This is a genomic window from Cobetia sp. 2AS (assembly GCF_029846355.1).
Lineage (GTDB): Bacteria > Pseudomonadota > Gammaproteobacteria > Pseudomonadales > Halomonadaceae > Cobetia > Cobetia amphilecti.
Genome location: NZ_JARWKQ010000002.1, coordinates 57733 through 80572, shown reverse-complemented (window position 1 = coordinate 80572; position 22840 = coordinate 57733). Strand labels below are relative to the sequence as shown.

Annotated in this window: 18 protein-coding genes; 7 read left to right on the top strand and 11 right to left on the bottom strand. The window is 62.7% G+C overall.

What is annotated here, in order from left to right:
- The first annotated feature begins 71 nt into the window (after window positions 1-71).
- The 6 genes from QD356_RS05535 (at window position 72) to QD356_RS05510 (ending at window position 6448) form a co-directional block, all read left to right on the top strand.
- The gene (locus QD356_RS05535) at window positions 72-578 is read left to right on the top strand and encodes a TRAP transporter small permease (protein WP_279877079.1); all 507 of its coding nucleotides are present in this window, start codon (window positions 72-74) and stop codon (window positions 576-578) included.
- Window positions 568-1863, top strand: a complete 1296-nt coding sequence (locus QD356_RS05530) for a TRAP transporter large permease (RefSeq protein ID WP_192838822.1) — start codon at window positions 568-570, stop codon at window positions 1861-1863. Before QD356_RS05535 ends, QD356_RS05530 begins: the two co-directional genes overlap by 11 nt.
- Window positions 1864-2390: 527 nt before the next feature.
- On the top strand, window positions 2391-2633 hold the full coding sequence (locus QD356_RS05525) for a DUF1656 domain-containing protein (protein ID WP_225996563.1): 243 nt from the start codon (window positions 2391-2393) through the stop codon (window positions 2631-2633).
- A 105-nt stretch (window positions 2634-2738) separates the two neighbouring features.
- A complete protein-coding gene (locus tag QD356_RS05520) occupies window positions 2739-3719 on the top strand; it encodes an efflux RND transporter periplasmic adaptor subunit (protein WP_192838821.1) in 981 nt (326 codons plus the stop codon).
- 3 nt (window positions 3720-3722) lie between these two features.
- The gene (locus QD356_RS05515; protein WP_192838820.1) at window positions 3723-5984 is read left to right on the top strand and encodes an FUSC family protein; all 2262 of its coding nucleotides are present in this window, start codon (window positions 3723-3725) and stop codon (window positions 5982-5984) included.
- A gap of 140 nt (window positions 5985-6124) precedes the next feature.
- Complete coding sequence (locus tag QD356_RS05510; protein ID WP_192838819.1) at window positions 6125-6448, top strand: hypothetical protein; 324 nt, start codon at window positions 6125-6127, stop codon at window positions 6446-6448.
- A gap of 136 nt (window positions 6449-6584) precedes the next feature.
- On the opposite strand, the gene QD356_RS05505 is transcribed toward QD356_RS05510, so the two are convergent.
- From QD356_RS05505 to QD356_RS05460, 10 genes are all read right to left on the bottom strand, one after another.
- The gene (locus tag QD356_RS05505; RefSeq protein WP_192838818.1) at window positions 6585-7973 is read right to left on the bottom strand and encodes a GntP family permease; all 1389 of its coding nucleotides are present in this window, start codon (window positions 7971-7973) and stop codon (window positions 6585-6587) included.
- Window positions 7974-8495: 522 nt separating this feature from the next.
- The gene (locus QD356_RS05500; RefSeq protein ID WP_192838817.1) at window positions 8496-10484 is read right to left on the bottom strand and encodes a beta-galactosidase; all 1989 of its coding nucleotides are present in this window, start codon (window positions 10482-10484) and stop codon (window positions 8496-8498) included.
- 70 nt (window positions 10485-10554) lie between these two features.
- Complete coding sequence (locus tag QD356_RS05495; RefSeq protein ID WP_192838816.1) at window positions 10555-12774, bottom strand: alpha-galactosidase; 2220 nt, start codon at window positions 12772-12774, stop codon at window positions 10555-10557.
- Between the two features lie 44 nt (window positions 12775-12818).
- Window positions 12819-13745, bottom strand: a complete 927-nt coding sequence (locus tag QD356_RS05490; protein WP_192838815.1) for an SMP-30/gluconolactonase/LRE family protein — start codon at window positions 13743-13745, stop codon at window positions 12819-12821.
- Between the two features lie 40 nt (window positions 13746-13785).
- Window positions 13786-14400, bottom strand: coding sequence for a 2-dehydro-3-deoxy-6-phosphogalactonate aldolase (locus QD356_RS05485; RefSeq protein ID WP_192838814.1), 615 nt, complete (start codon window positions 14398-14400; stop codon window positions 13786-13788).
- A gap of 121 nt (window positions 14401-14521) precedes the next feature.
- Window positions 14522-15577: a 2-dehydro-3-deoxygalactonokinase gene (locus QD356_RS05480; RefSeq protein WP_192838813.1), complete on the bottom strand. Its 1056-nt coding sequence runs from the start codon at window positions 15575-15577 to the stop codon at window positions 14522-14524.
- Window positions 15574-16365, bottom strand: coding sequence for an SDR family oxidoreductase (locus QD356_RS05475; protein WP_192838812.1), 792 nt, complete (start codon window positions 16363-16365; stop codon window positions 15574-15576). The genes QD356_RS05480 and QD356_RS05475 overlap by 4 nt, the downstream gene beginning before the upstream one ends.
- A 96-nt stretch (window positions 16366-16461) precedes the next feature.
- On the bottom strand, window positions 16462-17610 hold the full coding sequence (dgoD, locus tag QD356_RS05470) for a galactonate dehydratase (protein ID WP_054556643.1): 1149 nt from the start codon (window positions 17608-17610) through the stop codon (window positions 16462-16464).
- 97 nt (window positions 17611-17707) lie between these two features.
- On the bottom strand, window positions 17708-18505 hold the full coding sequence (locus QD356_RS05465; protein WP_225996562.1) for a FadR/GntR family transcriptional regulator: 798 nt from the start codon (window positions 18503-18505) through the stop codon (window positions 17708-17710).
- 307 nt (window positions 18506-18812) lie between these two features.
- Window positions 18813-21095 carry a cache domain-containing protein gene (locus QD356_RS05460; protein WP_192838811.1) on the bottom strand — a complete coding sequence of 761 codons (2283 nt, stop codon included), beginning with the start codon at window positions 21093-21095 and terminating at the stop codon, window positions 18813-18815.
- Window positions 21096-21766: 671 nt separating this feature from the next.
- Here QD356_RS05460 and QD356_RS05455 point away from each other — a divergent pair.
- Window positions 21767-22066 (top strand): hypothetical protein, encoded by a 300-nt coding sequence (locus tag QD356_RS05455; protein WP_192838810.1) that lies wholly within the window; start codon window positions 21767-21769, stop codon window positions 22064-22066.
- A 318-nt stretch (window positions 22067-22384) separates the two neighbouring features.
- On the opposite strand, the gene QD356_RS05450 is transcribed toward QD356_RS05455, so the two are convergent.
- Window positions 22385-22744, bottom strand: coding sequence for a hypothetical protein (locus QD356_RS05450; protein ID WP_054556646.1), 360 nt, complete (start codon window positions 22742-22744; stop codon window positions 22385-22387).
- Between the last annotated feature and the right edge of the window lie 96 nt (window positions 22745-22840).

Sequence of the window (22840 nt, the reverse complement as noted above, 5' to 3'; positions counted from 1 at the left end):
AAGCATCACCGCAAACCTTGCAAGACGGCGCCAACGGAGCGCCTGCCCCCGCGGACAGACCACCGCCACGCGTGCGGCCGGAATCGTGGCTGGCGGCGTTGGCGCTGGGGCTGATCGGTATCATCAGTCTGGCCAACGTGGTGGTGCGCTATGCCACCGATGCCTCCTTTGCCTTTACCGAGGAATTCTCGGTCTTCCTGCTGGTGTTGTTGACGCTGGCGGGCGCCTCGGTGGCGATTCGCCGTCAGGCACATATTCGTATTGCGTTGCTGGAAGACGTGCTGCCGTTGCCTCTGTGGCGACTGGTCGTGGTATTGCAGACCCTGGCGGTACTGGTCGTACTGGGGCTGGTGGTGTGGTTCGGGGGTACCTTCGCGCTGGAGGAGTATCAGTGGGACTCGCTGTCACCGGGACTGGGCCTGCCCAACTGGTGGTACGTGATCTGGCTGCCGCTATTGGCGCTGGCGATGGCCTGGCGTCAGCTGCAGCAGTGTGTCGAGCGTCTTGCGCAAGGGCCTGGGCAGGGACCCGGTCAGAATGCGTCGCCGGAGCACAAGGAGTCAGATCATGAGTCCTGATCTCTGGTTGCTCGCAAGCTTTGCCGCCCTGTTGATTTTCGGCGTGCCAGTCGCCTTCGCGCTGGGACTCTCGGGGGCGGTGGGGATCGTCGCGGGGCTACCGGTCAGCATGCTGGCCACCCTCGGCACCAATACCTACAACAGCATCGCCAAGTATCCGCTGATCGCCATTCCGCTGTTCATCCTCACTGGTCTGGTGTTCGAGCGTGCCGGAGTGGCGGCGCGGCTGGTGCGCTTCGCCCAGGCGCTGATCGGCCCGCGGCATGGCGGTCTCGCGCTGGTGGCGGTGCTGGTGTGTCTGATCATGGGCGGCATGAGTGGCTCCGGCCCGGCGGATGCCGCTGCGGTGGCGATGGTGATGATCCCCAGCATGACGCGGGCGGGCTATCCCAAGGCGTTCTCGGCGACGCTGATTGCGGCCTCGGCCTCCACGGCGATCCTGATCCCGCCGTCCATCGCACTGATCCTTTATTCCATCGTGGTACCGGGGGTGGATCTACGCGCGCTGTTTGCCGCAGGCCTGATCCCGGGACTGCTGGTGGGTGTGGCCTTGCTGCTGCCGGCCTGGTTCCTCTCGCGTCGCTATCGCTGGGAAGACCCGACTCAGGTCGAGCGTATCGCGCTGGGTCCGGCGTTTCGCTCAGCGATCCCGGCCCTGCTGGCGCCAGTGATCATCCTCGGCGGGCTGCGCTCAGGCCTTTTCACGCCCACGGAAGCGGCAGTGGTCGCGGCTGCCTATGGGCTGTGTGTCGGGCTCTTCATCACCCGCGAGCTCAAGCTCTCTCAGGTGTGGGAGCTGCTCAGGGAGGCGGCCGTGATCTCCGGTGTGGTGATGCTGATCATCGCGCTGGCGGGCATATTCGCCTGGGCGGGCACCATGCTGGGCACTTTCCGGCATCTGGCCGAATGGCTGATCACGCTGTCGGATAGCGGAACGACGTTGCTGATACTGGTGATGGTGGCAGTGCTGATCGCCGGGATGCTGCTGGATGCGGTCTCCATCTACCTGATCCTGATGCCGGTGCTGATTCCGGTGATGCAGCACTTCGGCTGGCATCCGGTGTGGTTCGGTATCCTGCTGGCGATGAATATCGCGATCGGGCAGTTCACCCCGCCAGTGGCGGTCAACCTGATGGTGACCAGTAGCGTGGCCGGAGTAAGACTCGAGAAGACGGTCGGGTGGGCGATGGTCTTCGTGGTGGCGATGCTGGCGGCGTTGGCGGTGGTGATGCTGTTCCCTGATCTCGCCTTGTGGCTGCCACGCGTGCTTGGCTACGCGGTGTAGAAAAAGAAAGAATGGGGTGAGTGAAGGCGTAACGCATGTGGCGTATGTAAGAGAGCGTATGGCGGTGGGTGGATAGCAGTCACGCTTGTCATGAGGTTCTCGTGCAACCCACGCGCAACCCGCTTGCGCCTCCCATGATCCCATTTTGTGGTCTTCACTGTGCAAAACAAGACGGTTTGCCTTCAAGGTAAGCCGTTTTGCGTTTCGGGACACCTTGGCCGCTGCTTGAACCTGAATGTTTGGTGTCTATACCAGCTTTGCCGGTTAGCGCTCGGCAAAACGGAAAGCAGATCGAGTGCCGTGCTGTGCAAGGAATGGGGGGATTCTGCTGACGCAACGGTGCGCGTCGTGCAAAAATGTTAGCCTGCATATATTCTCAGCGATGACGCTGTCGTCATAGTTCTCATAGTGGAACAGTTCATCCGTGGCACTTGAATGCATGGCAGACAGACACCATCGTTGAACGCTGATTGTACGCATGGCAGTCGGGACTCAGATCTCGCACAACGCAAGCTAAGGAGATCTCGATGACGGAATTCGCTGCAGGCAATGATGTTGCGTCTGGCTTCAATGCGCTGCATGAAATGGTGGTCGGGGAGTTCCTGATCAGCCCGATGCTGGTCTATGCGCTGGTTGCCTTGCTGGCGGCGGGTCTCATTCGTACGCTGCTGCATCGTTTGCTGGCCAATTACGAGCTCTGGTTCGAGGCCTGGTTCGATATCTCGCTGTTTGTCATCTGTCTGGCAGCGGTGGTTGCCCTCGTGACGTGACGCACGTCATTGCCCCAGCGTCTTGTCATTCGTCGTCCCGATTTCCCCGCGAATCCTTTCGTGGCACCCATTTCCTCCAGCCCCTCTATCCCCCAAGGAAACCGCATGCGCAACCTGCGACAGAAAGCCGTCAAATGGATCATCACTCTATGTCTGGTGGCGGCTGCAGCCTGGTGTGCGGTGTGGCTGTGGAATACCTACATGTACAGTCCCTGGACGCGTGACGCCCGGGTGCGCGCCGAGGTGATCACGCTGAGCCCGGATGTCTCCGGCTGGGTGCGTGAGCTGAACGTGGCGGATACCACGCGGGTCAAGGAAGGGGATGTCATTCTTCAGGTCGATCGTGCGCGCTATGAGGCGGCGCTCGCCAAGGCCAAGGCCAGTCTCGCCAGTGCCAAGGCGACCCTGAGCCTCAAGGAGCATGAATCCAATCGTCGTGGTCGCTTGACCAATCGTGCCATCAGCGAGGAAGAGCGCGACAGTGCGCGCCTGGAGGCCGAGGTCGCCCGCGCTGACGTGCAACAGGCCGAAGCCGCGGTGCAATCCGCGCAGCTGGATCTCGATCGTACGCGTCTGGTGGCACCCGCCGACGGTAGCATCCTCAACATGCACCTCAGTCAGGGCAATTACGTCACGGCAGGCACGGCGGTGATGGCGCTGATCAAGGACGACTCCTTCTACCTGAGCGCCTACTTCCAGGAGACCAAGCTGCAGCATGTGCGTCCGGGCGATCCGGTCCAGATCACGCTGATGAGCGGCAATGAAGACTTCAAGGGGCGAGTCGTGGGGATAGGCCAGGGCATCGCCGATGACAATACCGCGACCAATGCCCAGCAGTTGCCACAGGTGAGCGCCACCTTCAGTTGGGTGCGTCTGGCGCAGCGCATTCCGGTGCGGGTGGAATTCGATGATATCGAGGCGGTACGTGCCTCAGGTGTCAATCTTGCCGCCGGCATGACGGCGAGTGTCAGGCTGATCACTGCGGAAGATGGCAATGATGAGGCGACGCAGGCCAAGGCGGCACCTGTCGAGGCGGAACCGGTCGAGAAAGCTCAGGCCGTCCAAGACGAAGACGGGAAGCACTGATCCATGTCTCCCGCTCTGGCCGCCTTCCTCAGGCCTTCGCCGTTCGCGCTCAAGTTCGCCACCAAGGGTGTGCTGGCGATGGCGCTGGCCCTCTACGCCGCCTTCTTCTTTGATCTCGATCGACCCTATTGGGCGCTGATCTCGGCGGCGTTTCTGCAGACACGTCCGATGTCGGGCATGGTGGTCGAGAAGGGTATCTGTCAGGTCACGGGTACCTTCGTCGGTACCTGTGTGGCCGTGGTGATCATGGGCTGCTTTGCCCAGGTGCCGGAACTGGCGCTGGGCTCGGTCACGCTGTGGATCGGGCTATGCATCTATGGCGCCTCGCTGACGCACAACAATCTGTCCTATGGCTGTGTGATGGCGGCGGTGGCCTGCATGATCATCGTGGTGCTGACGTCCTCGGCGCCGGATGACTTCTTCTCGGTGGCACTGGCACGTCTCAGCGAGCTGAGTCTCGGCGCGCTGTGTGCTGTCGTCGTGAGTGCGCTGGTCTGGCCGATTCGTGTACGTGATCATCTCGGCCAGCTGGCGGACACGGCGGTGAATGCCACCTTCCGTTATATGGCGCTGGCCTTCTCGATGCCGCTCGAGGCGGACAGGGCCGTGAGCCGAGACACTGCCGGTCAGTCACAAGGCAATTCACAAGATCAGTCACAAGATCAGCAACGCGAACGCATGGCGATGCTCGAGCAGATGATGACCGGGCTGGATGCGCTCAACAATCTCGAGATCGATGCCCACTCGGCGCGTTATGAAGGCCCCCAGGGCAAGGGGCGCATTCGCGGCGTACACCTGCTGACGCGGCGAAGCATGCGTCTCTACGCGACCCTCAAGGCCCTGCACCAGCTGCGTCATCCCGAGTTCTTTGTGCCTTCACAAGGCGATGACGGTGAGGCGATGGCACCGACGGGTGAGCTGAACCAGACCCAGACCCAGACCCAGAGACAGGAAGCCGAACGTTTCAGTCAGCCGACGCAGGACCTGATGCAACGCCTGGGCGCGGCCTTTCAAAGCATGGCCGACAATCAGGGCACGGCCCAGGCGCGCAAGACGCTCAAGGAGCTGCGTGGGGAATGTCTGCGCCTGTCGCGCGGTCAGCGAAGCATCACCGCACTGGAAGCCCGGTTGCTGTTCAGTCTGCGTGAGGTGCTGGGGCATGCGCTGGTCATCCTGCAGGCACGCGAGGTCATCAATCATCCCGGCCGTCATCAGCTGCGTCAGCCAAGCATGAGTTGGCACCGCGATCATGGTCGTGCCGCCATTGATGCGCTGCGCGCGATGGCCATCTTCAGTGCCACGGCGATCTTCTGGCTTGCGACGGCGTGGGACAACGGCGCGGTGGCCATGCTGCTGGGCACGCTGTTCTCGGGCATCTTCGTCAGTCGCGGTGATCCGGCACCGATCATTCCGATGGTGCTCAAGGGCTTGCTGCTGGCGGTGCCGAGCGTGTTGCTGTTCGGCAATGTCATGCTCAGTCACGCCCAGCACTTCGTGCCCTTCGTGATCATCTTCAGTATCCCTCTGTTCCTCGGCTTGATGGGCTCCGTCGTGCCTGCGCTGGCGGGGATCGCCTTGCCCTTCGTGGTGTTCAACATTCTGCTGGTGATGCCGGACAACGGGATGACCTTCGATGTCGCCTACACCCTCAATCGGAGTCTGGCGGCCGGGATCGGTCTCATCGTGACCATCATCGGTTTCCGCCTGATTCCCGTGCCGGGGGCCGGCTGGGACAAGCGTCAGCTGATTCGCGCCACGGCGAGTGATATTCGTGAGCTGGCGGAACGCTCCACCGAGCGCCTGGATAGCTGGTTCGGCGGGCGCATGGGCGACAGGCTGCTGCGTCTCGCCCGGCATGAACAGACTCGCAGTCGTGAACAGGAAGCGCGTCGTAGTGGCGAGAATGCAAGTGGTCAGCCCGATGATGCACAGCAGCAAGTGCTCGGTATGCCGCTACTGACGCTGGGGCTGACAGGGATGGATATCGGACGCGGCATAGGCTTCGTGCGGCGGGAATTGGGCAACGATGTGCCACGCCCGGTACAGCACGCCCTGCGCGAATTGATCCATGCGCTGGCGGATGATTATCAGCGCTGTGCACGAGGAGAGAGTCCCACCAGGATGCGGGCGGCCGGCGACCGATTATGCGAAGTGATCGAGCAACATCGCACCATGAGTCGGCATAAGCAGGCGCTGCTGGCGGGCTGGCTGACGCGAGTTCAGCTAACCTTGCAAAGTGATGCCCTGCGCCAACAACGTAGCTGATACTGCGTTAATGAGAGTCCCTTGCAGTTTCCAACAAAATGTTCTTATAAACCGGCCCGCAGCATATCTTCTGCGCTATGATAAGAAGGTCAGCTCAAAAATGAGCGAAATGTATTAGCGCCTTACTGTAGGAGAGAGCCATGGCTTTCATGAACGATATCAGCAACAGTGGGCGCAATGTTCCCGAGCGTTTTCGGCGCGTGACTTTCACGACGCAATATCTGCATGAGTTGAATCTCTATGTATTGCCGGCAAGCGAGGTATTGTTGCGCATCTCCCAAGCGGGCGAGGACCTCATGCTGCTGCAGTTCGACGACGAGTTTCATGCCGAATTCATTGCCTCGCGCATCGTCGAGTGGGTCGCCGAGAATCCCGGCACCGACCGCGATGACCTGACGCTGTGGATCAAGACGCGGGCACGCCATGAGACTCTGGACCCGAAGCGGGCTCACCACGTCTATTGAGATGTCAGCATGTTGCTGGCCAGCGTGATTGCTCAACAAGAAGGCCACCCATTCGGGTGGCCTTCTTGTCATAGGCCTGGCGTCATTTTGTTCCACTCATGGCCAGAAACTGCCCACAGTTGTGGAGCTTCAGGGCTCAGAAGCTGCCGACCAGGCTGCCCAGGGTCACGACGGCAATCAGGGCCAGCATCGGGAAGGCGACCGTCATCATGAACATCTGGCCGTAGGATTGGCGGTGAGTCAGCTTGCAGATCGCCAGCAGGGTGATGACCGCGCCGGAGTGCGGCAAGGTGTCCATGCTGCCCGCCGCCAGCGCCGCCACGCGGTGCATCAGTTCCAGGTCGATGCCGGCATTGACGGCCATCTCGCGGTAGGTCTCGCCCAGAGTCGACAGCGCAATGCTCATGCCGCCGGATGACGAGCCGGTGATGCCGGCCAGCACGTTGACCGCCACCGCTTCCGAGATCAGCGGGTTGGCCGGATACAGGCCGAGCACCGCCTCCTTGACCATCGCGAAGCCGGCCAGGCTGGCGATCACCGCGCCATATCCCACCTCTGAGGCGGTATTGAAGACCGGCAGCATGGCGCCGAAGCAGCCATTGTTGACGGTGGTCTTCAGGTCGGCCCACTGCTTCCAGCGTGAAATGACCAGCCAGGTGGACGCGAAGGCCAGCGCGATCAGGATCGACCACATGCCGGTGGCACCCGCAGGGTCAAGCTCCGGGAAGGCCTCGCTCAGGTAGGAGAAATCGATGCGCGGGAAGACGAGATAGGTCAGCAGAGCATTCAGGCCGATGACCATCACCAGCGGAATCAGCGCCGTGATCATGCCCATCTGTGCAGCGGATGCCGGGGATTCCTCAAGCGCTTCATCCTTGTGGACCCCGTAGCCTTCCCCCTGTGCCTGAGCCTTGCCGGCACGTCCCTTCAGCCACCAGGTGCCCAGTCCCAGCATGATCAGGCCCGCGATGATGCCCAGGCCCGGCGCTGCAAAGCTGTTGGTCTGGAAGTAGGGGATCGGGATGGCGTTCTGGATGGCCGGCGTGCCCGGGAGTGCCGTCATGGTGAAGGTGAAGGAGCCGAGGGCGATGGCCGCGGGCAGCAGTCGCTTGGGCGTGCCAGTGCGCTGGAAGAGCTGGGCGCCAATCGGATAGACGGCGAAGGCGACCACGAACAGCGAGACGCCCCCATAGGTGAGCAGTGCACAGGCCAGCACCACGGTCAGGATCACATGGCGTGTGCCCAGGCGTTTGACCAGGCCTTCGGAGATGGCATGCGCGGCCCCGGAATCAGCCATCAGCTGGCCGAACAGGGCGCCGAGGATGAACAGCGGAAAGAATTTGGTCAGATAGCCGCCCAGCTGACTCATGAAGGTCACGGTGTAGCTGGGCAGGAGGGCGGCTGCATCTCCTGACAGGACGACGGCGAGGGCGGCCATCAGAGGGGCGAGCAAGAGAACGGTGATACCGCGGTAGGCCAGGAACATCAGCAGCCCGAGCGATATCAGAATGGCAAGAATACTCATGGGGGTATCTCGTAGTTGGCGTTATCGTAGTCGTGGGTCGTCTGCCATTGACGACGGTTGTCCTGTCTACAGGTGCGTGGCCTGTTGTTTTTGCTATTTATTGGCTTATATACAGAGACATCCAGCACACTAGAGATTGTCTGACATGAGAACAATGCGCCTTAAGTGGCAGCGCTGTGCGGTCAGTGAGCACTCAAGGACAAACTTCATCTGGCCTTGCGCAGCGAAAAGAGAGGTCATTTTACATAAAAAATATACCGTTATCTTTTATCTACCTTATTTCGACGATGTGCAACCTCAGTCAGCCGGTAAGCAGGGGGGTTGTGTCAGCACGCTATTGTAATCACTCATGAAGCCTGGACAGGGGACATGGATGCCCAGAATAGCGGTTCAAAAAAAAGCGGCGCCCGAAGGCGCCGCGGCAAGTGATCGAACAGTCTGCCGGTCGCGAAATCCGAGAGATGTCCTGCTTTCAAGCAAAGTCGATTTTCGCGTTGAATGAGGGGCCAGCAGTCGCCTCACTCAGGGGCGCTTTTCGTCACTGAACCAGATACAGACGTCAGCGGGTGCCAGCACCCGGCTACCGGCCAGCAGCCCGCTGTCATTGACGAGTCCTTCCGGCAGCCAGCGCGGCTCGGGCGCATAGTTGAAGGCGAAGCAGAGCGGCCCGCGCCGCCGCAGACGCACGCCGTCGGGCAGCGCATGGGTGGTGATGCCGCAGGCCTGACACTCCGCCTGCAGCATCGCCACCAGACTGTCTTCACTCAACCAGGCGGTCAGATAGCTGACACCGCGCTGATGCAGGATGGCGGGTTCGCCATCCTCGAATCGCGTTACCACCTGTGCACTGGTGCGCTGATGATCGAGCAGATCGCGCCAGCGCAGGGCGTGACCGCGTGCGCCGTTGCTCAGGGTGATGGCAGGCTCGGCGCCTGGCCTCAGACCATCGACTCGATCGATCGTGACGCCCGTCAGCTCGCTGAGTGCCCCGGGCGCCAGCTGCGCGGGTATCTGAAACTCCGGCGTGCGCGAGCCGGAGCGTGCGCCGATCACCACGCGACTGCCGGAATCGCGCGCCGCGCTCAGACGCGCCGCCAGTGCCTCATCAGCGATCACCTGACAGGGCAGCACGATCAGCGGATAGCCACTGAGTGCATCGCGCGGTGAGACGATATCGACATCAAGCCCGAGTCGTCGCAGCGCGCTGTACCAGCTCAGGTACAGCTCGAGCGGGTTGAAGTTCTCGGCGTGGGGCTGGATCTGACAGGCCCAGATGGAGGCGTAATCGAACATCAGGGCGACGGGGGCCTGCTGGGCAGTCGTCGTGTCATGTTCCGCGAGTGTCGCCAGCTCATCGCGCACCTGCAAAAGCTCCGGCCAGGCCGAGGCGGGTGAGCCATCCGGGCGCAGCAGACCTGCGTGCATCTGCTCCTGCGCGAAGGGTGCCTGACGCCAGCGGAAGTAGGAGACGACTTCGGCGCCATGCGCGAAGGCTTCGTGGCTCCACAGTCGCACCATGCCGGGCAAGGGTGCGGCGTTGCTGATCGCCCAGTTGACCGGACCGGGCTGCTGCTCCATCACCCACCAGCGGCCCTTGCACATGGCGCGGTAGAGGTCGTGATGAAAGCCGGCAAAGTCCGGATGGCCTTGCTGGCGATAATGGGCCTTGGTGGCATCATCGTGGGCACCGCGCTCCAGAAAGCCCAGCGGGTAGCTGTCCCAGCTGGCGATATCCAGATCCCGGGCGACATCGAAGTGATCGAATTCGGTGAACAGGCCCATGAAGTTGTGCACGATATCGCCGCTGACGCCCGCGGCACGCAGGGTGTCGACCTGCAGGCGGTTGTATTCGACCACCATGTCGGAGCAGAAGCGTCGATAATCGAGCACGATGGCCGGATGCGGTTCGGTCACGGTGCCGACGGGCGCCTCGACCTGGGAGAACTCGCTGACTTCCATGCTCCAGAACACCGTCCCCCAGGCCTGATTGAGCGCCTCGACCGTGCCATAGCGTGCTTCGAGCCATGTGGGGAAGCGGGCACGGGCGGCCGCGGAGTAGCTGAGGATGGTGTCATGACAGCCGTACTCGTTGTCGGTCTGCCAGGCGATGATCGCGGGATGGTGCGCATAGCGCTCGCCCATCAGGCGCACGATGCGCTCACTCAAGGTACGAAACGACGGCGAAGAGAAGCAGTAATGACGGCGCGAGCCATAGCCACGCGTGTCGCCATTCTCATCGACAGCCAGAATCTCCGGGTGGGCGTCCACCAGCCATTTCGGCGGTGTCGCTGTGGGCGTACCCATCACGATCTTGAGACCAGCCGCCGCCAGAACCTCGACGGCCTCATCCAGCCACTCGAAGCGCAGATCGCCCGCGCTAGGTTCCAGGCGACTCCAGGCGAATTCACCGATACGCACGACACGAATGCCGGCTTCCATCATGTCACGAGCATCCTGCGGCCAGCGATCACGTGGCCAGTGTTCCGGGTAGTAACAGACACCGAGCTGCATGGGGTTCATCCTTGAAGCTGAAAATGGGGAGCGAGCGCAGCGCACGCAATCACGGCCTGCGCGGCTCGGGTCAAGCCGCCACCGCTTGAAGGTGGATCAGGATTGCCTGGTCGGGGTCCAACACCGGCAGGGCAAGGCCTTCACGCATCAGGTACTCACCGGAGACGACGACCGGCTCGCCGGCCTGTTGTCGTCTGATCCAGGCGGGTAGCTGCTTCATGCGTCGCTCCGGGTGCTCCGGAAGTTCCAGCAGCTCGAGCCGGTAGACCGTGTCGGCTTGCAGGCCGGTCAGCGGCTGGGCGGCGGGCACGGCGTGACGTGGCATGGCCAGCTGGCTGATGCTGAAAAGGGCCTGCTGGCCATCCTGACTGACCACGCCGTGGGCATGCTGATTGTCATCCAGGCAATCCAGACGCCAGCTGACACCGTTGTGCAGCAGGCCACGCAGCGCCTTGTAGCGCGCTATCCAGCCGCGCAGCTCACTGCGCTCCGCCTGATCGAGCTGGCTGACATCCAGCTCCAGCCCCAGATGACCGAACAATGCCGTGGAGGCGCGGAAGGCGAGCGTCGTGCGCCGCGAGGTGGTGTGGGCGTGTTGCGGCCCGATATGCGCGCCCAGAAGCTCCGGCGGCAGTACGCGACTGGCCCCGCGCTGGATATGCGTGCGCTCGTGGGGGTCGTTGCAGTCAGACGTCCAGACGCGATGGGTGTGCCGAAGAATGCCGTGATCGGTGCGCGCGCCACCCGAGGCGCAGCTCTCGATTTCGACGCCGGGATGTGCCTTTCGCAGGCGGGCCAGCAGCGAGTAGAGCGCGCTGACCTGAGCATGGGCGGCAGGCCTGCCGCGACCTTGCTCCGACTGACCGCCCGCATGGGTCAGGTCGCGATTCATGTCCCATTTCAGATACTTGATCGGGTACTCACTGAGCAGCGCATCGAGACGCGCAAACAGGTAGTCACAGACCTCGCGGCGGGTCAGATCCAGCACGCATTGATAGCGCCCCAGCGGCTGCTCGCGTCCCTCCAGCCCGAGGATCCAGTCCGGATGGGTGCGGAAGAGCTCACTGTCGGGATTGACCATCTCGGGCTCGACCCACAGGCCGAATTCCATGCCGTGCGCCTGTACGGACTCGATCAGCGGCCCCAGCCCCTGCGGGTACTTGCCGGTATCCAGATACCAGTCGCCCAGGGCGGCGCGCTCGCCATCCCGGCCGACGAACCAGCCATCATCGAGCACGAAACGCTCGGCACCCACCTCACCGGCGGCAACGACCAACTCTTGGAGGCGCGTCGCATCGTGATCGAAGTAGAGCGCTTCCCAGGTATTGACGTGTACCGGGCGCGGCTTGTCAGCCACCGGCCAGTCAAGGCGCGCGCGCAGGGTGCGATGCATGCGCTGGCTGGCGCCATTGATGCCCGTATCCGACCAGGCCATCACCACCTCCGGGGTGGTCACGCTGTCGCCGGCGGCCAGCATCTGCTCACCGGGCAGCAGCAGGGCGCCCATCTGCAATTGGGTGCTGCCATCGAACTGCCGCTCGATCAGGGCGCGATGGTTGCCGCTCCACGCCAGATGCGCGGTGATGACTTCGCCACGCTGCTCACTGAAGCCTGGCGTGCCGGTGATCAGCGTCGGAACGCGTTGATGCGAGCTGCGGCCGCGACGGTTCTCGAGCGTGAAGGTGCCTTCGCTGAGACGATGACGCGTCTCGGTGAATTCCTGTACCCAGCGGCCGCCGAAGCTCAGGCATTCCTCGAAGCGGACCGGCAGCGGCAGGCAGGCGGCCGCCAGCCATTCGAGCCGGTAGGGCGCTGATGACTGATTGCTCAGGGTCGTCTGCTGACGCAATACGCCCTCGCGGGTGACGGTCAGCGCCAGCAGCACTTCCAGCTCACTCAGGGTGTCACGAAGCGTCAGGCGAGCGTGGGCGCCGGTGGCATCCGTCGAGCAGGCCACATCGCTCAGGCGCATCGCCGTCAGCCAGTCGCGGCCTTCGCGATCACCGATCAGCGCGGGATAGCCGGCAAAGCCGAGCCCGGCATCATTGAACAGGGTGTTGGGCGGCAGCTGATCCAGGCTCGCCTGGGGCGTGGCGGTAGCGCTCATCAGGCGATGCTGAGCCGGATTGATGGGCGCGATGCGCCCGAAATGGGCCAGCTTGAGCAGGCCATCGGCGAGATCCAGCTGCAGCTGGATGCCATCGGCACTCAGGCTCAACCACTGCTGATCGCTTGACCAGGTCGCGTCAGGCGCGGCCGAAGGTCGGGAAGATGGGGCGTCTGCGGTCATGAGAGGTCCAGAAATGAAGAAAGATCAGAGACGGAATGGCAGTGTCAGCCCAGCACCAGCGGTGGCTCTGCCAGTCCCTCGAAGCCGTGTGCTGACAGGTCCAGCGCGAAGAGGTCACCGTCACCCGCCGCATGATCCGGCGTGGTCATGCCTTCATGCGCCGTGGTGATGTACAGCGTGCTCAGCCCCTCGCCACCGAACAGCGGGCACGAAGGCTGGCTGACCGGCAACGCCACATGGGCGATTTCCTTGCCGTCGTGGTCCAGCCTTGCCACGCGGCTGGCCCCCCAGAGCGCGATCCACATATGGCCGTCGGCATCGATCACGGCGCCATCCGGGCCACCACCGGCATCGCGCAGATCGGCCCAGACCTCAGGGGCGTTGTATTCGCCTGCCGACGTCAGTGGCCAGCCATCGGCGTCCAGCTGCCAGCGCATCACCTGACCGGTGACGGTGTCGGTGAAATAGGCGAAGCGGCCATCCGGCGAAAAGCACAGCGCATTGGGAATGGTCAGCCCCTCGAGCACGCGGGTCAGTTCACCGCGATGCAGCCGATAAAGGCTACCGGCGCCGGACTCGGCGTTGTAGCCCATGCTCGAGAGCCACAGACTGCCGTGGCGATCGACCCGCGCGTCATTGCTGCGCGTGGCCGGCGTCGTTTCCGCCGCGAAGGGCATGACATCTTCCACGGCGCCGGTCTCGGGGGTGAAGCGCGACAGCATTCCCTGCGCGACCAGCAGGTAATCGCCGTCTTGGGTAACGGCTGCGTAGGAGGTGCGGCGCGCAAGCTGAGTGATGACGTGATCACTGCCGTCCGCAGCGGCGTGATGCAGCTCGCCGGCGAGTATGTTCAGCCAGCGCACTCGCGCAGGCAGGGTGTTCGTCGCGGGCGTCCAGCCCGGCCCTTCGCCCAGCTCGCAGCCACTGGCGACGAGGCGCCTGGCAGTGCCAAGGCATGGTGATGACGTCATCTGCTGCTCCTTTGCGAAATCGGTGGGCTCTTTACGCTGTTCAGTCGGCCGCCTGCCATGCCGCGACCAGCGTGCGGGCACGTTCGCCCACCTCGGCGGCGCTCAGGCCGGGCGTGTAGATGGCCGTGCCGAGGCCAGCGCCATGGACACCCGCCGCGCGCCATTCGGCGAAGTTGTCACTGCCGATGCCGCCGACGGCATAAAGCTCGGTGTCCTTGGGCAGCACGGCCAGCATGGCCTTCATGTTGACGATGCCGACCTGAGTCGCCGGGAACAGCTTGAGGCCCGAGGCGCCGGCAGCGAGAGCCGCGAAGGCTTCCGTCGGCGTGACGATACCGGGCAGCGAGACCATCTCCAGCCGGCGACTTTCGCGGATGACGTCGACATCGGCGTTGGGCGAGACGATCAGACGGCCGCCCGTGGCGTGCACGTCGCGCACCTGCTGCGGGGTCAGCACGGTGCCGGCACCGATCAGGATCTTGCCGCCATGCGCGCGCTCGCAGTGCTCGACCAGCGCGGCGATGCTCTCCAGCGGTTGAGGGGAGTTGAGCGGGACTTCGATGCGGGTGATGCCGGCGGCGATGATCTCGTCGGCGATGGCGAGAATGTCTTGCGGTGTCACACCGCGCAGTATGGCGACCAGAGGCAGGCTCATGGCGATCTCCAGAAATGGGGCTGTTTGAATAGGAGCTGTTTGAGGAGGAGCTCTTTGAATAAGGGCTGTGTGAAGTTGGGAATGACGTGGCTCACCGGCTAGCAATGTCAGCAACGCTGAATCAATGGCTCACAGAGGCGCGATCCGATGACGACGCACGGGCCGAGGACGAGCCACGGTCTGATGACGATGCCTGCGCGGATGATCGTGCACGCTGGATGCGTCCAAGCCCTGCCAGAATCATGTCGGCGTTGGCCGCGGTGGTGACCTGATAGCCCAGATGTTCCAGCGCGACCTGATAGCGCTGGCACAGCACGGCGTCACCGATCAGGGTGATGGTGGCGTGGTCAGGCAGCTCCGCAGTGGCGCCCGCCAGCTCAAGACCCAGCACCAGGCCTGACAGGCGTGCGCCGAGTACCGCCTTGCGGGCATCACCCTGAGGCAGAGCCGTATCGAGCAGATCACGGGCACGAATGCCGAACAGCTGTGCGGTGGTACGCTCCGGGGCGGCAAGCGCCGTGTCGATGCCCTCCAGATAGGCATCGCGCTGGGCGGGGTCGCTGAGATCTCCCCCGGCGACGGAGTGCTTGAGCACCGAATCCTGACTGAGCAGCTTGTAGAGCTCGCCGCTCATGAAGGTGCTGAAGCCGGTGATCGCGCCACTGGCGAGATGTGCCCACTTGGCGTGGGTGCCGGGCAGACACACCGCACCGCTGTAGTCGGGCTGGGCGGCGACCAGGCCCGCCAGCTGGGTCTCCTCGCCACGCATGACATCGTAGCTCGGCTGCTGCTGGCAGAGGCCCGGCACGATGGCGACGGCAAGGCGGCTGTCGCGGGTCGCGACATGGGTCAGCTGCTCGGAGAGTGCCCCCAGCACATCACGGGAAGGCGTCTTCTCCGTAGGCAACGGCAGGTAAGCCGCCTCCTGCCAGCCCTGACGCGCGCCGGCCATGCCACAGATCAGCACCGGCATGGGAGAGGTCGCATCGTCGGGCAGCCAATCATTGATCAGCACGCGCAGCACATCCTCGAACTCATCCGCCGCCAGTCCCAACATGCCGCGGGCACTGCTGGCCTGAGCGATGACTGCATCGTCGCCATTGACGGCCCAGGCGCGCAGATTGCTGGAACCCCAGTCGACGGCGATCCAGGCCGGCGTGACGCTGACGGCGCTCACACTCGGCCTCCGTCTACCACCATCGGTTGGCCAGTCATCATGCGCGAGGCGCTGGAGGCCAGGAACAGACACGGATTGATCATGTCCTCGACCGGAATGGCCTCTTTCAGACACTGCTGATCAATGCACTCGTTCAGGTCCTTGTCGTTGACCCACAGCTCGCGCTGACGCTCCGTCATCACCCAGCCCGGAATCAGGCAGTTGACGCGAATGGCATCCGGGCCCAGCTCACGTGCCAGTGCCTTGGTCATGCCCATGATGCCGGCCTTGGCGGTGACGTAGGTCGGGTAGCCGCCCAGTCCCAGCATGTAGCTGTTGGAGGACAGATTGATGATGGCGCCGCCACCCAGCGCGCGCATGTCGGGGGCGACGGCCTGGGCGGTGAAGAATTGCGGGCGCAGGTTGGTGGCGATGGATTCATCCCACTGTTCCACCGTCCACTCATCCAGCGTATGACGGGTATCTCGCGCGGCGTTGTTGACCAGCACGTTGATCAGGCCGTGGGCCTCACGCGCCTGAGCGACGGCGGCCTGCAGCGTCTCGATATCCTGGATGTTGCAGGGGATGAACAGCGGACGATTGGCGTAGCGAGCTTCCATGGCGTCACAGAATTCGCTGGCATCGGACAGGCCGACGAAGGCGACCTTGGCGCCCTGGGCGAGGAAGCCTTCGGTCAGCGCGGCGCCGATGCCGGAGCCACCGCCGGTGATGAAGACGCTGGCGCCTTCGAGGTCCGGGTAGCGAAAGTCGGCGAAGGCGGGGCGTTCGGATGATGCGGTACGAGTCATGTCGAATCCTTCCTTGAGCGTGACAGGCCCTCGGCGGAAGGCCTGTCCTGGCATGGCGTCTGTGTTGTCAGTGTGTGCGTTGCGGCTTGCTCGGCATTACCACTCGGCGACGGAGCCGTCTTCGTGGGTCCACAGCGGGTTGCGCCAGCGATGGCCGACCTTGGCACGCTCTTCGACGAAGGCTTCGTCGATCTCGACGCCCAGCCCAGGGCCCTGCGGAATGGCGCAGAAGCCGTCCTTGATCGCCAGCGCATCCTTGTCGACCAGGTAATCCAGTACGTCGTTGTCCTTGTTGTAGTGGATTCCCATGCTCTGTTCCTGGATGAAGGCGTTGTGACACACCGCGTCCAGTTGCAGCGAGGCCGCCAGCGTCAGCGGGCCGAGCGGGCAGTGCGGGGCCAGCGCCACATCGTAGGCCGAGGCCAGGGTGGCGATCTTCAGGCCTTCGCTGATGCCGCCACAGTGGGAGAGATCCGGCTGGATGATGTCGACCATGCCGTCCGCCAGCAGATCGCGGAACTGGAAGCGGGTGTGCAGGCGCTCGCCGGTGGCGATGGGCGTCGCGATGCCTTCGGCGATGTGCTTGAGCGACGGCAGGTGCTCAGGCGCGACCGGCTCCTCGATGAACATCGGGTGGAATTGCTCCAGCTCACGCAGCAACGCCTTGGCCATCGGGCGATGTACGCGACCATGGAAGTCGATACCGATGCCGACATCCGGGCCGACCGCGTCACGGGCCTCGGCGACACGTGCCACGGCGTCATCGATCTTCTTGTGCGAGTCGACGATCTGCATCTCCGGCGTGCCATTCATCTTGAAGGCGGTGAAGCCCTGATCGACCAGCGCCTTGGCGCCTGCGCCGACATCTGACGGGCGATCGCCGCCGGTCCAGGCGTACATGCGCATCTTGTCGCGCACCGGGCCGCCGAGCAGCTGGTGCACGGGCACTCCCAGATCACGGCCCTTCAGGTCCCACAGCGCCTGATCGATGCCGGCGATGGCAGACATCAGGATCGGGCCACCACGGTAGAAGCCCGCGCGGTACATCACGTTCCACAGGTGCTCGATATTGCGCGGGTCCTGACCGACCAGATAATCGGACAGCTCGTGCACGGCGGCCTCGACTGTCGCGGCGCGGCCCTCGATGACCGGTTCGCCCCAGCCATAACAGCCTTCATCGGTCTCGATCTTGAGGAACAGCCAGCGCGGCGGAACTTGCCAGGTCTTGAGTCGGGTGATTTTCACGGATGCATCCTTGTTGAGAATGGGCGTTTGAACGAGGCTCAGCGCCAGGCGAAGCGGGTGGTGGAATCGGTCGTCATCGGCTGACGCCCGATCAGCATCAGAAGCGGCGGTGTCCCAGCTGCGGGTGGTCCGGTGAGAAGCCGAGATCGCGCGCTGCGGTCTCCAGTACCCGCTCGGCACAGGTGCGTGCCATCTCGGGCTGGCGCAGGCGAATGGCCTCCATCACCGCGCGGTGACGATCGAGGCTGGCGCGATGATGGCTGTGATCATGCTGCTGCGCGGACTGCTGGGTACTGTGGATCAGTTGGCTGATGGAAGGGCGCAGCAAACTGCCAAGCTGTGTCCACACCAGATTGTGCGTGGCGTGGTAGATGGCCTCGTGGAAGGCGACATCGTGCTCGGCATGCGCCTCGCGTGAGCTGTCATTGGCGGTATTGACCATGCCTTCGAAGGCGCGCTCCAGGCGTGCGAGGTCCTGGGCATTGGCCTTCATCGCGGCCAGCGCACTGACATAGGGCTCGACGGAGAGGCGGAAGGCGTAGATCTCGCGCATCAGGTCCGGGTTGATTCCGTCGAGACCGCTGACCCAATGGCTCATCAGCGGGTCCAGCAGCTGCCATTCGCTCATCTCGCGCACGATGGTGCCACGCCCGGCGGTACGCTCCAGCAGCCCGGCACTCACCAGCTGAGCCAGGGCATTGCGAACACGGTTGCGGCTGGCGTCGAAGCGCTGGCAGAGGTCCAGTTCACGCGGAAAACTGTCACCGGGGCCGAAGCTGCCCGCGAGGATTTCCCGCGCCATGCAGGTGGCGATGGCCTCCATGCTGCGCGGGGTCGCGTCGTCCGCCGAGGCGCTGTCAGTGGCGAGCGCGGCTGTCGCCAGAGAGTCGGTCATTGAGATGCCTGTCGTGAGGAGATGGTCAGGTGAGTCACTGCATCGCACCGCCTTGGAGCGTGGCGCTGACGCATGAGGTTCCGAGCATCAGAATAAATGTCTGAACACACATTAATAAATGTCGGACATTTCAACAAGACGCAAACGCTTCAACTTTGGTCGCGCGAGAAGCCCGCCAGACACAGCTAACAAGGAGGCGGGTAACAAGGAGTGCGGCCAGAACGACAGGGGCCAGACGCGATGTCTGGCCCCTGTCACGCCATGTGGCCTTGGGGAGGTGGGTCACATGCAAAACGCCATGACCGGGTCAAGCCGATGGCGGGTAGCGAGCCAGGTGGCCATTGAGGGTCAGTTGCCATTCCTTGAGTGTCTGGGCACAGGAGAGATCGAGCAGCGTGACCTCCAGCGTCGCGGTGTCCTCCAGCGATGACAGCAGCGATGTCAGGGAGTCGGCGGTGGGCGGCGAGGCAGTGCCATTGGCTGGCGCCTCGAACAGTGGTTCATTGCCTTCAGGGTGGCGAGTCACTTTCTGCGCAGGCGAGATATCCCGACATTGATGGCCCATCACGATGAAGTTGCCCTCACTGACGCGGAAGACACGCAACGGATAGAAGCAGGCATTCAGGTGCGGGCCAAGCTGGGCATCGAGTGGCGCCAGTTGTCTGTCGCCAGCGTCGCGTCGGGCGCCTCCCTTCCGGCTCAGACGAAGATGGCACAGCGTGATGTGCTGCCCCATGGCGTCCTGACACTCACGGGCCAGTGCTTCGAGAGCGGCATCCATCAGTGCGCGGGTGAAGCAGCCACTGTGGCTGTCGCGCCACCGGTTCGGGTCACGTTCTACCTGCTGCGGGCAGAGTCGATGCAGGGTGGGCGCCGGCGGTATCGGTTGCTCCGTCAGTACTTCACGCGCCGCCTGCAGCAACTCTGGCGGTAGATGGCCATGACGGTGTTCGATATCGCACAGCGCCTGGGCCTCACGGACCCCGGTGTGTCGCACCAGCTCGATGACCTGCACGACCAGCGCCAGAGTGCTGGCAGCGAGCGACGTCTCGCCAAGCGACGTTGCAGCAATATCGGTAGAGGCCTGCTCCGCCTGTGGGATGTCTGCATTAGGAGGAGCAGAAGGAGACCCAGACTGAGGCGCAGCAGGAGGTGTTGAAGAGGTTTGCGAGAGCTGGGAGGGCGCGTCAGCGTTGCCGTTTGCATGCGGCGCCAACCTGCTGCAGGCCCCCAGCATGAATTGTTGGCTGGCACGCAACAGGTCAGCTTCGGCGGGCGCCATCAGGGCGTCTTCCATCATGCGAGCCCCGATCTCGACATGGCGACGCAGCAAGTGATACTGATCGAAATGTAGTTCATCGCGTGGTCGCAGCAGTGAGTCAGGCAGCGCCAGCTTGCCGATATCATGCAGCATGGCCACGCGTTCCAGCGTGGCGATTTCCTGGCGGTCCATCCCGAGTCGTGTCGCGATGGCGCTGACAAGGTTGGCGGCCAGCCAGTCTTCTCCCGAGCGCTCGGGGCAGCGTTCCTCGCGGATCATGCGCATCACCGACCCGAGCCTGTCTTCGCCGCGCTGCTCAAGCTCATGCTCTAGCTGATTCATGCGCTGGCGCATCTGCAGCTGTCGCTCGCGATACTGGCGCAGGAAGGCGTAGCCAAAGGCCAGGCAGAGCATCAAGGTCACCAGCAGGGTGATCAGGAAGTGCCAACGCTCCAGCGCGTGCTTCTTCTTCATCAAGTCTTCGTGCGCCTGGAAGGCGGCTTCACTGATGTCATCGAGATAGACGCCGCTGGCGATGATCCACTGGAAGGGGGGATACAGGGCGGCGTAGGCGGTCTTGTCGACCTGCTCGGCGCCCGGGCGCTTGGGGAAGCGGTAATCGAAGTAGATGCCACTGCCGTTCAAGACACCTTCGAGCTCGGTGCGATACGGGAAGCGGCCACTGCTGTCCTGGTACTCGGTCGACAGCAACTTGCCTTCGGTGGCCGGCAGCAGAGGATGGATCAAGCGGCGTGCATAGCCCTCACCGCCGGCCGGGTCCAGGATCTCGTTGATCCAGACATAGCGGCTTTCCTCGCGCTCGATACTCGCGTGCAGTGACTGTCTCAGCTCATTGGCGACCAGAAAGGCCACCATCTTCGGGTCGATATGCACTAGCGCCCAGGGGGCAGGCTGCTGTCGACGATCAAGGCGCACGGCGCCGGGGCTGTCTTCCTCTTGCCCCAGAGGCACGGCAAACACCAGTCCGGCATCCGTGCCGCGCAGGAATTGTGCCTTGCGCATATCCGCGTTGAGGCGCTGATTCAGCTCCCGACTCCACCAGTCAGGGTAAAGCGTGGTGGGGAGCTGCGTGATACCGATCCAGTCCGGGTCGATGCGTAGGTCCGGGAACTGGCGCAACAGTTCGGTGCTGACATAAGAGCGATCGCGGCCACTAAGGTGACTTATGCCCAGCGACGGGGATCTCATGGTGGTGATGAGAAGTCGTTGCAGGCGATGCTCATAATCGCGATGTCGCGAGGCGATCATGCCCAGTGTCTGCTCTACCATCAGACTGGCCTGATGTCGGCGCTCCTTGGCGACCAGCATTTGTGTCGCCTGGGCCTGCAGAATGTCTTGCTTGCGACTCTGCGATTCCTGAAATACCAGCAAGCCGCCCAGAGAAAGGCATGAGAGTGCGGTCAACCCCAGCCACAGCCTCAAGGGTTTGCCGAACGGACGCTGTCTGTCCGGGGAGCGAAGATCGGACGGGCCGGTATCTGGCCCATGTCGAGAGAGATCACTATCCTTGATCATCGAGTCACGTCATCCATGAGTGATGCGGTGGCGCTGGGAAGGGCGATGATGGCACTGTTTCGAGCATAGCGGCTAGCGCTAGACACAGGAGATGTCGTTTCAGGCATCGACGTCATCTAGCCAACGCTACGGGGTTGCCGTCCAGATGCCAAGTCAGGGCGCTCAACACTCCGCGAAGCCCCAGTTCATGGCACTTGCGCGCTTTGCGTATCGCGCGATGTCTTGCGAGCAGGCGTTGAAAGGGGCATGATGAAGCTAGTTTTCTGTATGGCTTTCAAGAAGATATCTGTCATTTGTCTATGGCTGTCCAGAAGAGGCTCGCTAACATCTTGATTTGAGGCGCGCCGGTCGAGTGTTGAAGGTGTCGTGCATATGCTGCAAGTCAAATTGTCGCTCATCGTCCTGCAGTGAACTCATAGCGTTGTCTTCTTGTTGTCGACAAGATCAAAAGTGGAAAATCGTGCATGAACCGACATGATGAAAAGATCATTGCCAGTGCTCGCAAGCAGCGCGCTCTCTTTGATGAGCTCGAAAAGGCATTGGCGGAAGAGCTGAATGCGCTGGATCGCTCTTCTCAGCCTACGCCTGCCGCTGAGTCTAACCACGACGTCGACGACGCGCGTGCCCAGCAGCGTGAAGCGGAGTTCGTAGCGCGGCTCGAGAGCCTGATCGCGGAATTCGATCTTGATCGCGAGGCCGCCCAGACATGGCTGCGTGAACTCGAGGCCTTCAAGGGAGGCGCGGAGTCAGAGAATTCAGCTTAAGCCCTCGTCTTGACTGACGTCTCTTTGCACTTCGTCCTGAGCCATGCAGATATGGCTCCGTGCGTCGCGATGGTCTGATCAGGCCTGCAAGCTTGTAAGCACAACGCCCAGCACTTCTTCCTGAAGGCTGGGCGTTGTGCGTTTCTCGCTTGGCTCATCTGGATCCAGTGAATTATCTAGCCCGATAGAGTTTCTGACGTCTGTTTATTGGCTCACCGGCTAGCGAATTATCGGCTTGCCGGCCTACTGACGAAACCGCTTGCCTGTTTGGCGACAATCTCCATTCGACAACGCTCCCACCAGCCCTCGCCCTTGGGCCTAGATCTCCTCCCAGATGGCTTCCTTCAACTCATCCGTCAGGCCTTGCAGGCGTTGCAGGCGCTTGACGGTATGTTCCTGCACATCACTGACAATGTCCGTCAGGCACTCCTTCGACTCGAGAGGGTCAACGAACCCGGTTGATAGCAGGCACTGGCCCATTTCCATGCTCTTGGTCTGCCACATGCGAATAAACTCGATTTCCTGCTCATATGCCTTGAGGCTCAGGGTCCACCATACCTGCTGACAACGCATCAAGGGGGCGAGGGGATGCACGAGGTCGTCGGGTCGATTCATCCAGGGCAGTGGGGTGCTGAACATGGCAGCGAAAGGCTGCATCGGTTGATTGGCGACTGGCATTCTGGACTCCTGTCTCATGGTATCTGATAGCTGATGAGTGCAAACCTTGGGGGCAATACCTGCGGGGCGGCTGGTGTTTGGCGTTATTGTGACCAA

What these genes read in the sequence shown, in the direction of transcription:
- QD356_RS05530 (WP_192838822.1), top strand. Translation starts at nt 568, where the DNA reads ATGAGTCCTGATCTCTGGTTGCTCGCAAGCTTTGCCGCCCTGTTGATT.
- QD356_RS05525 (WP_225996563.1), top strand. Translation starts at nt 2,391, where the DNA reads ATGACGGAATTCGCTGCAGGCAATGATGTTGCGTCTGGCTTCAATGCG.
- QD356_RS05520 (WP_192838821.1), top strand. Translation starts at nt 2,739, where the DNA reads ATGCGCAACCTGCGACAGAAAGCCGTCAAATGGATCATCACTCTATGT.
- QD356_RS05515 (WP_192838820.1), top strand. Translation starts at nt 3,723, where the DNA reads ATGTCTCCCGCTCTGGCCGCCTTCCTCAGGCCTTCGCCGTTCGCGCTC.
- QD356_RS05510 (WP_192838819.1), top strand. Translation starts at nt 6,125, where the DNA reads ATGGCTTTCATGAACGATATCAGCAACAGTGGGCGCAATGTTCCCGAG.
- QD356_RS05505 (WP_192838818.1), bottom strand. Translation starts at nt 7,973, where the DNA reads ATGAGTATTCTTGCCATTCTGATATCGCTCGGGCTGCTGATGTTCCTG.
- QD356_RS05500 (WP_192838817.1), bottom strand. Translation starts at nt 10,484, where the DNA reads ATGCAGCTCGGTGTCTGTTACTACCCGGAACACTGGCCACGTGATCGC.
- QD356_RS05495 (WP_192838816.1), bottom strand. Translation starts at nt 12,774, where the DNA reads ATGACCGCAGACGCCCCATCTTCCCGACCTTCGGCCGCGCCTGACGCG.
- QD356_RS05490 (WP_192838815.1), bottom strand. Translation starts at nt 13,745, where the DNA reads ATGACGTCATCACCATGCCTTGGCACTGCCAGGCGCCTCGTCGCCAGT.
- QD356_RS05485 (WP_192838814.1), bottom strand. Translation starts at nt 14,400, where the DNA reads ATGAGCCTGCCTCTGGTCGCCATACTGCGCGGTGTGACACCGCAAGAC.
- QD356_RS05475 (WP_192838812.1), bottom strand. Translation starts at nt 16,365, where the DNA reads ATGACTCGTACCGCATCATCCGAACGCCCCGCCTTCGCCGACTTTCGC.
- QD356_RS05465 (WP_225996562.1), bottom strand. Translation starts at nt 18,505, where the DNA reads ATGACCGACTCTCTGGCGACAGCCGCGCTCGCCACTGACAGCGCCTCG.
- QD356_RS05460 (WP_192838811.1), bottom strand. Translation starts at nt 21,095, where the DNA reads ATGCTGGTCGCCAAGGAGCGCCGACATCAGGCCAGTCTGATGGTAGAG.
- QD356_RS05455 (WP_192838810.1), top strand. Translation starts at nt 21,767, where the DNA reads ATGAACCGACATGATGAAAAGATCATTGCCAGTGCTCGCAAGCAGCGC.
- QD356_RS05450 (WP_054556646.1), bottom strand. Translation starts at nt 22,744, where the DNA reads ATGCCAGTCGCCAATCAACCGATGCAGCCTTTCGCTGCCATGTTCAGC.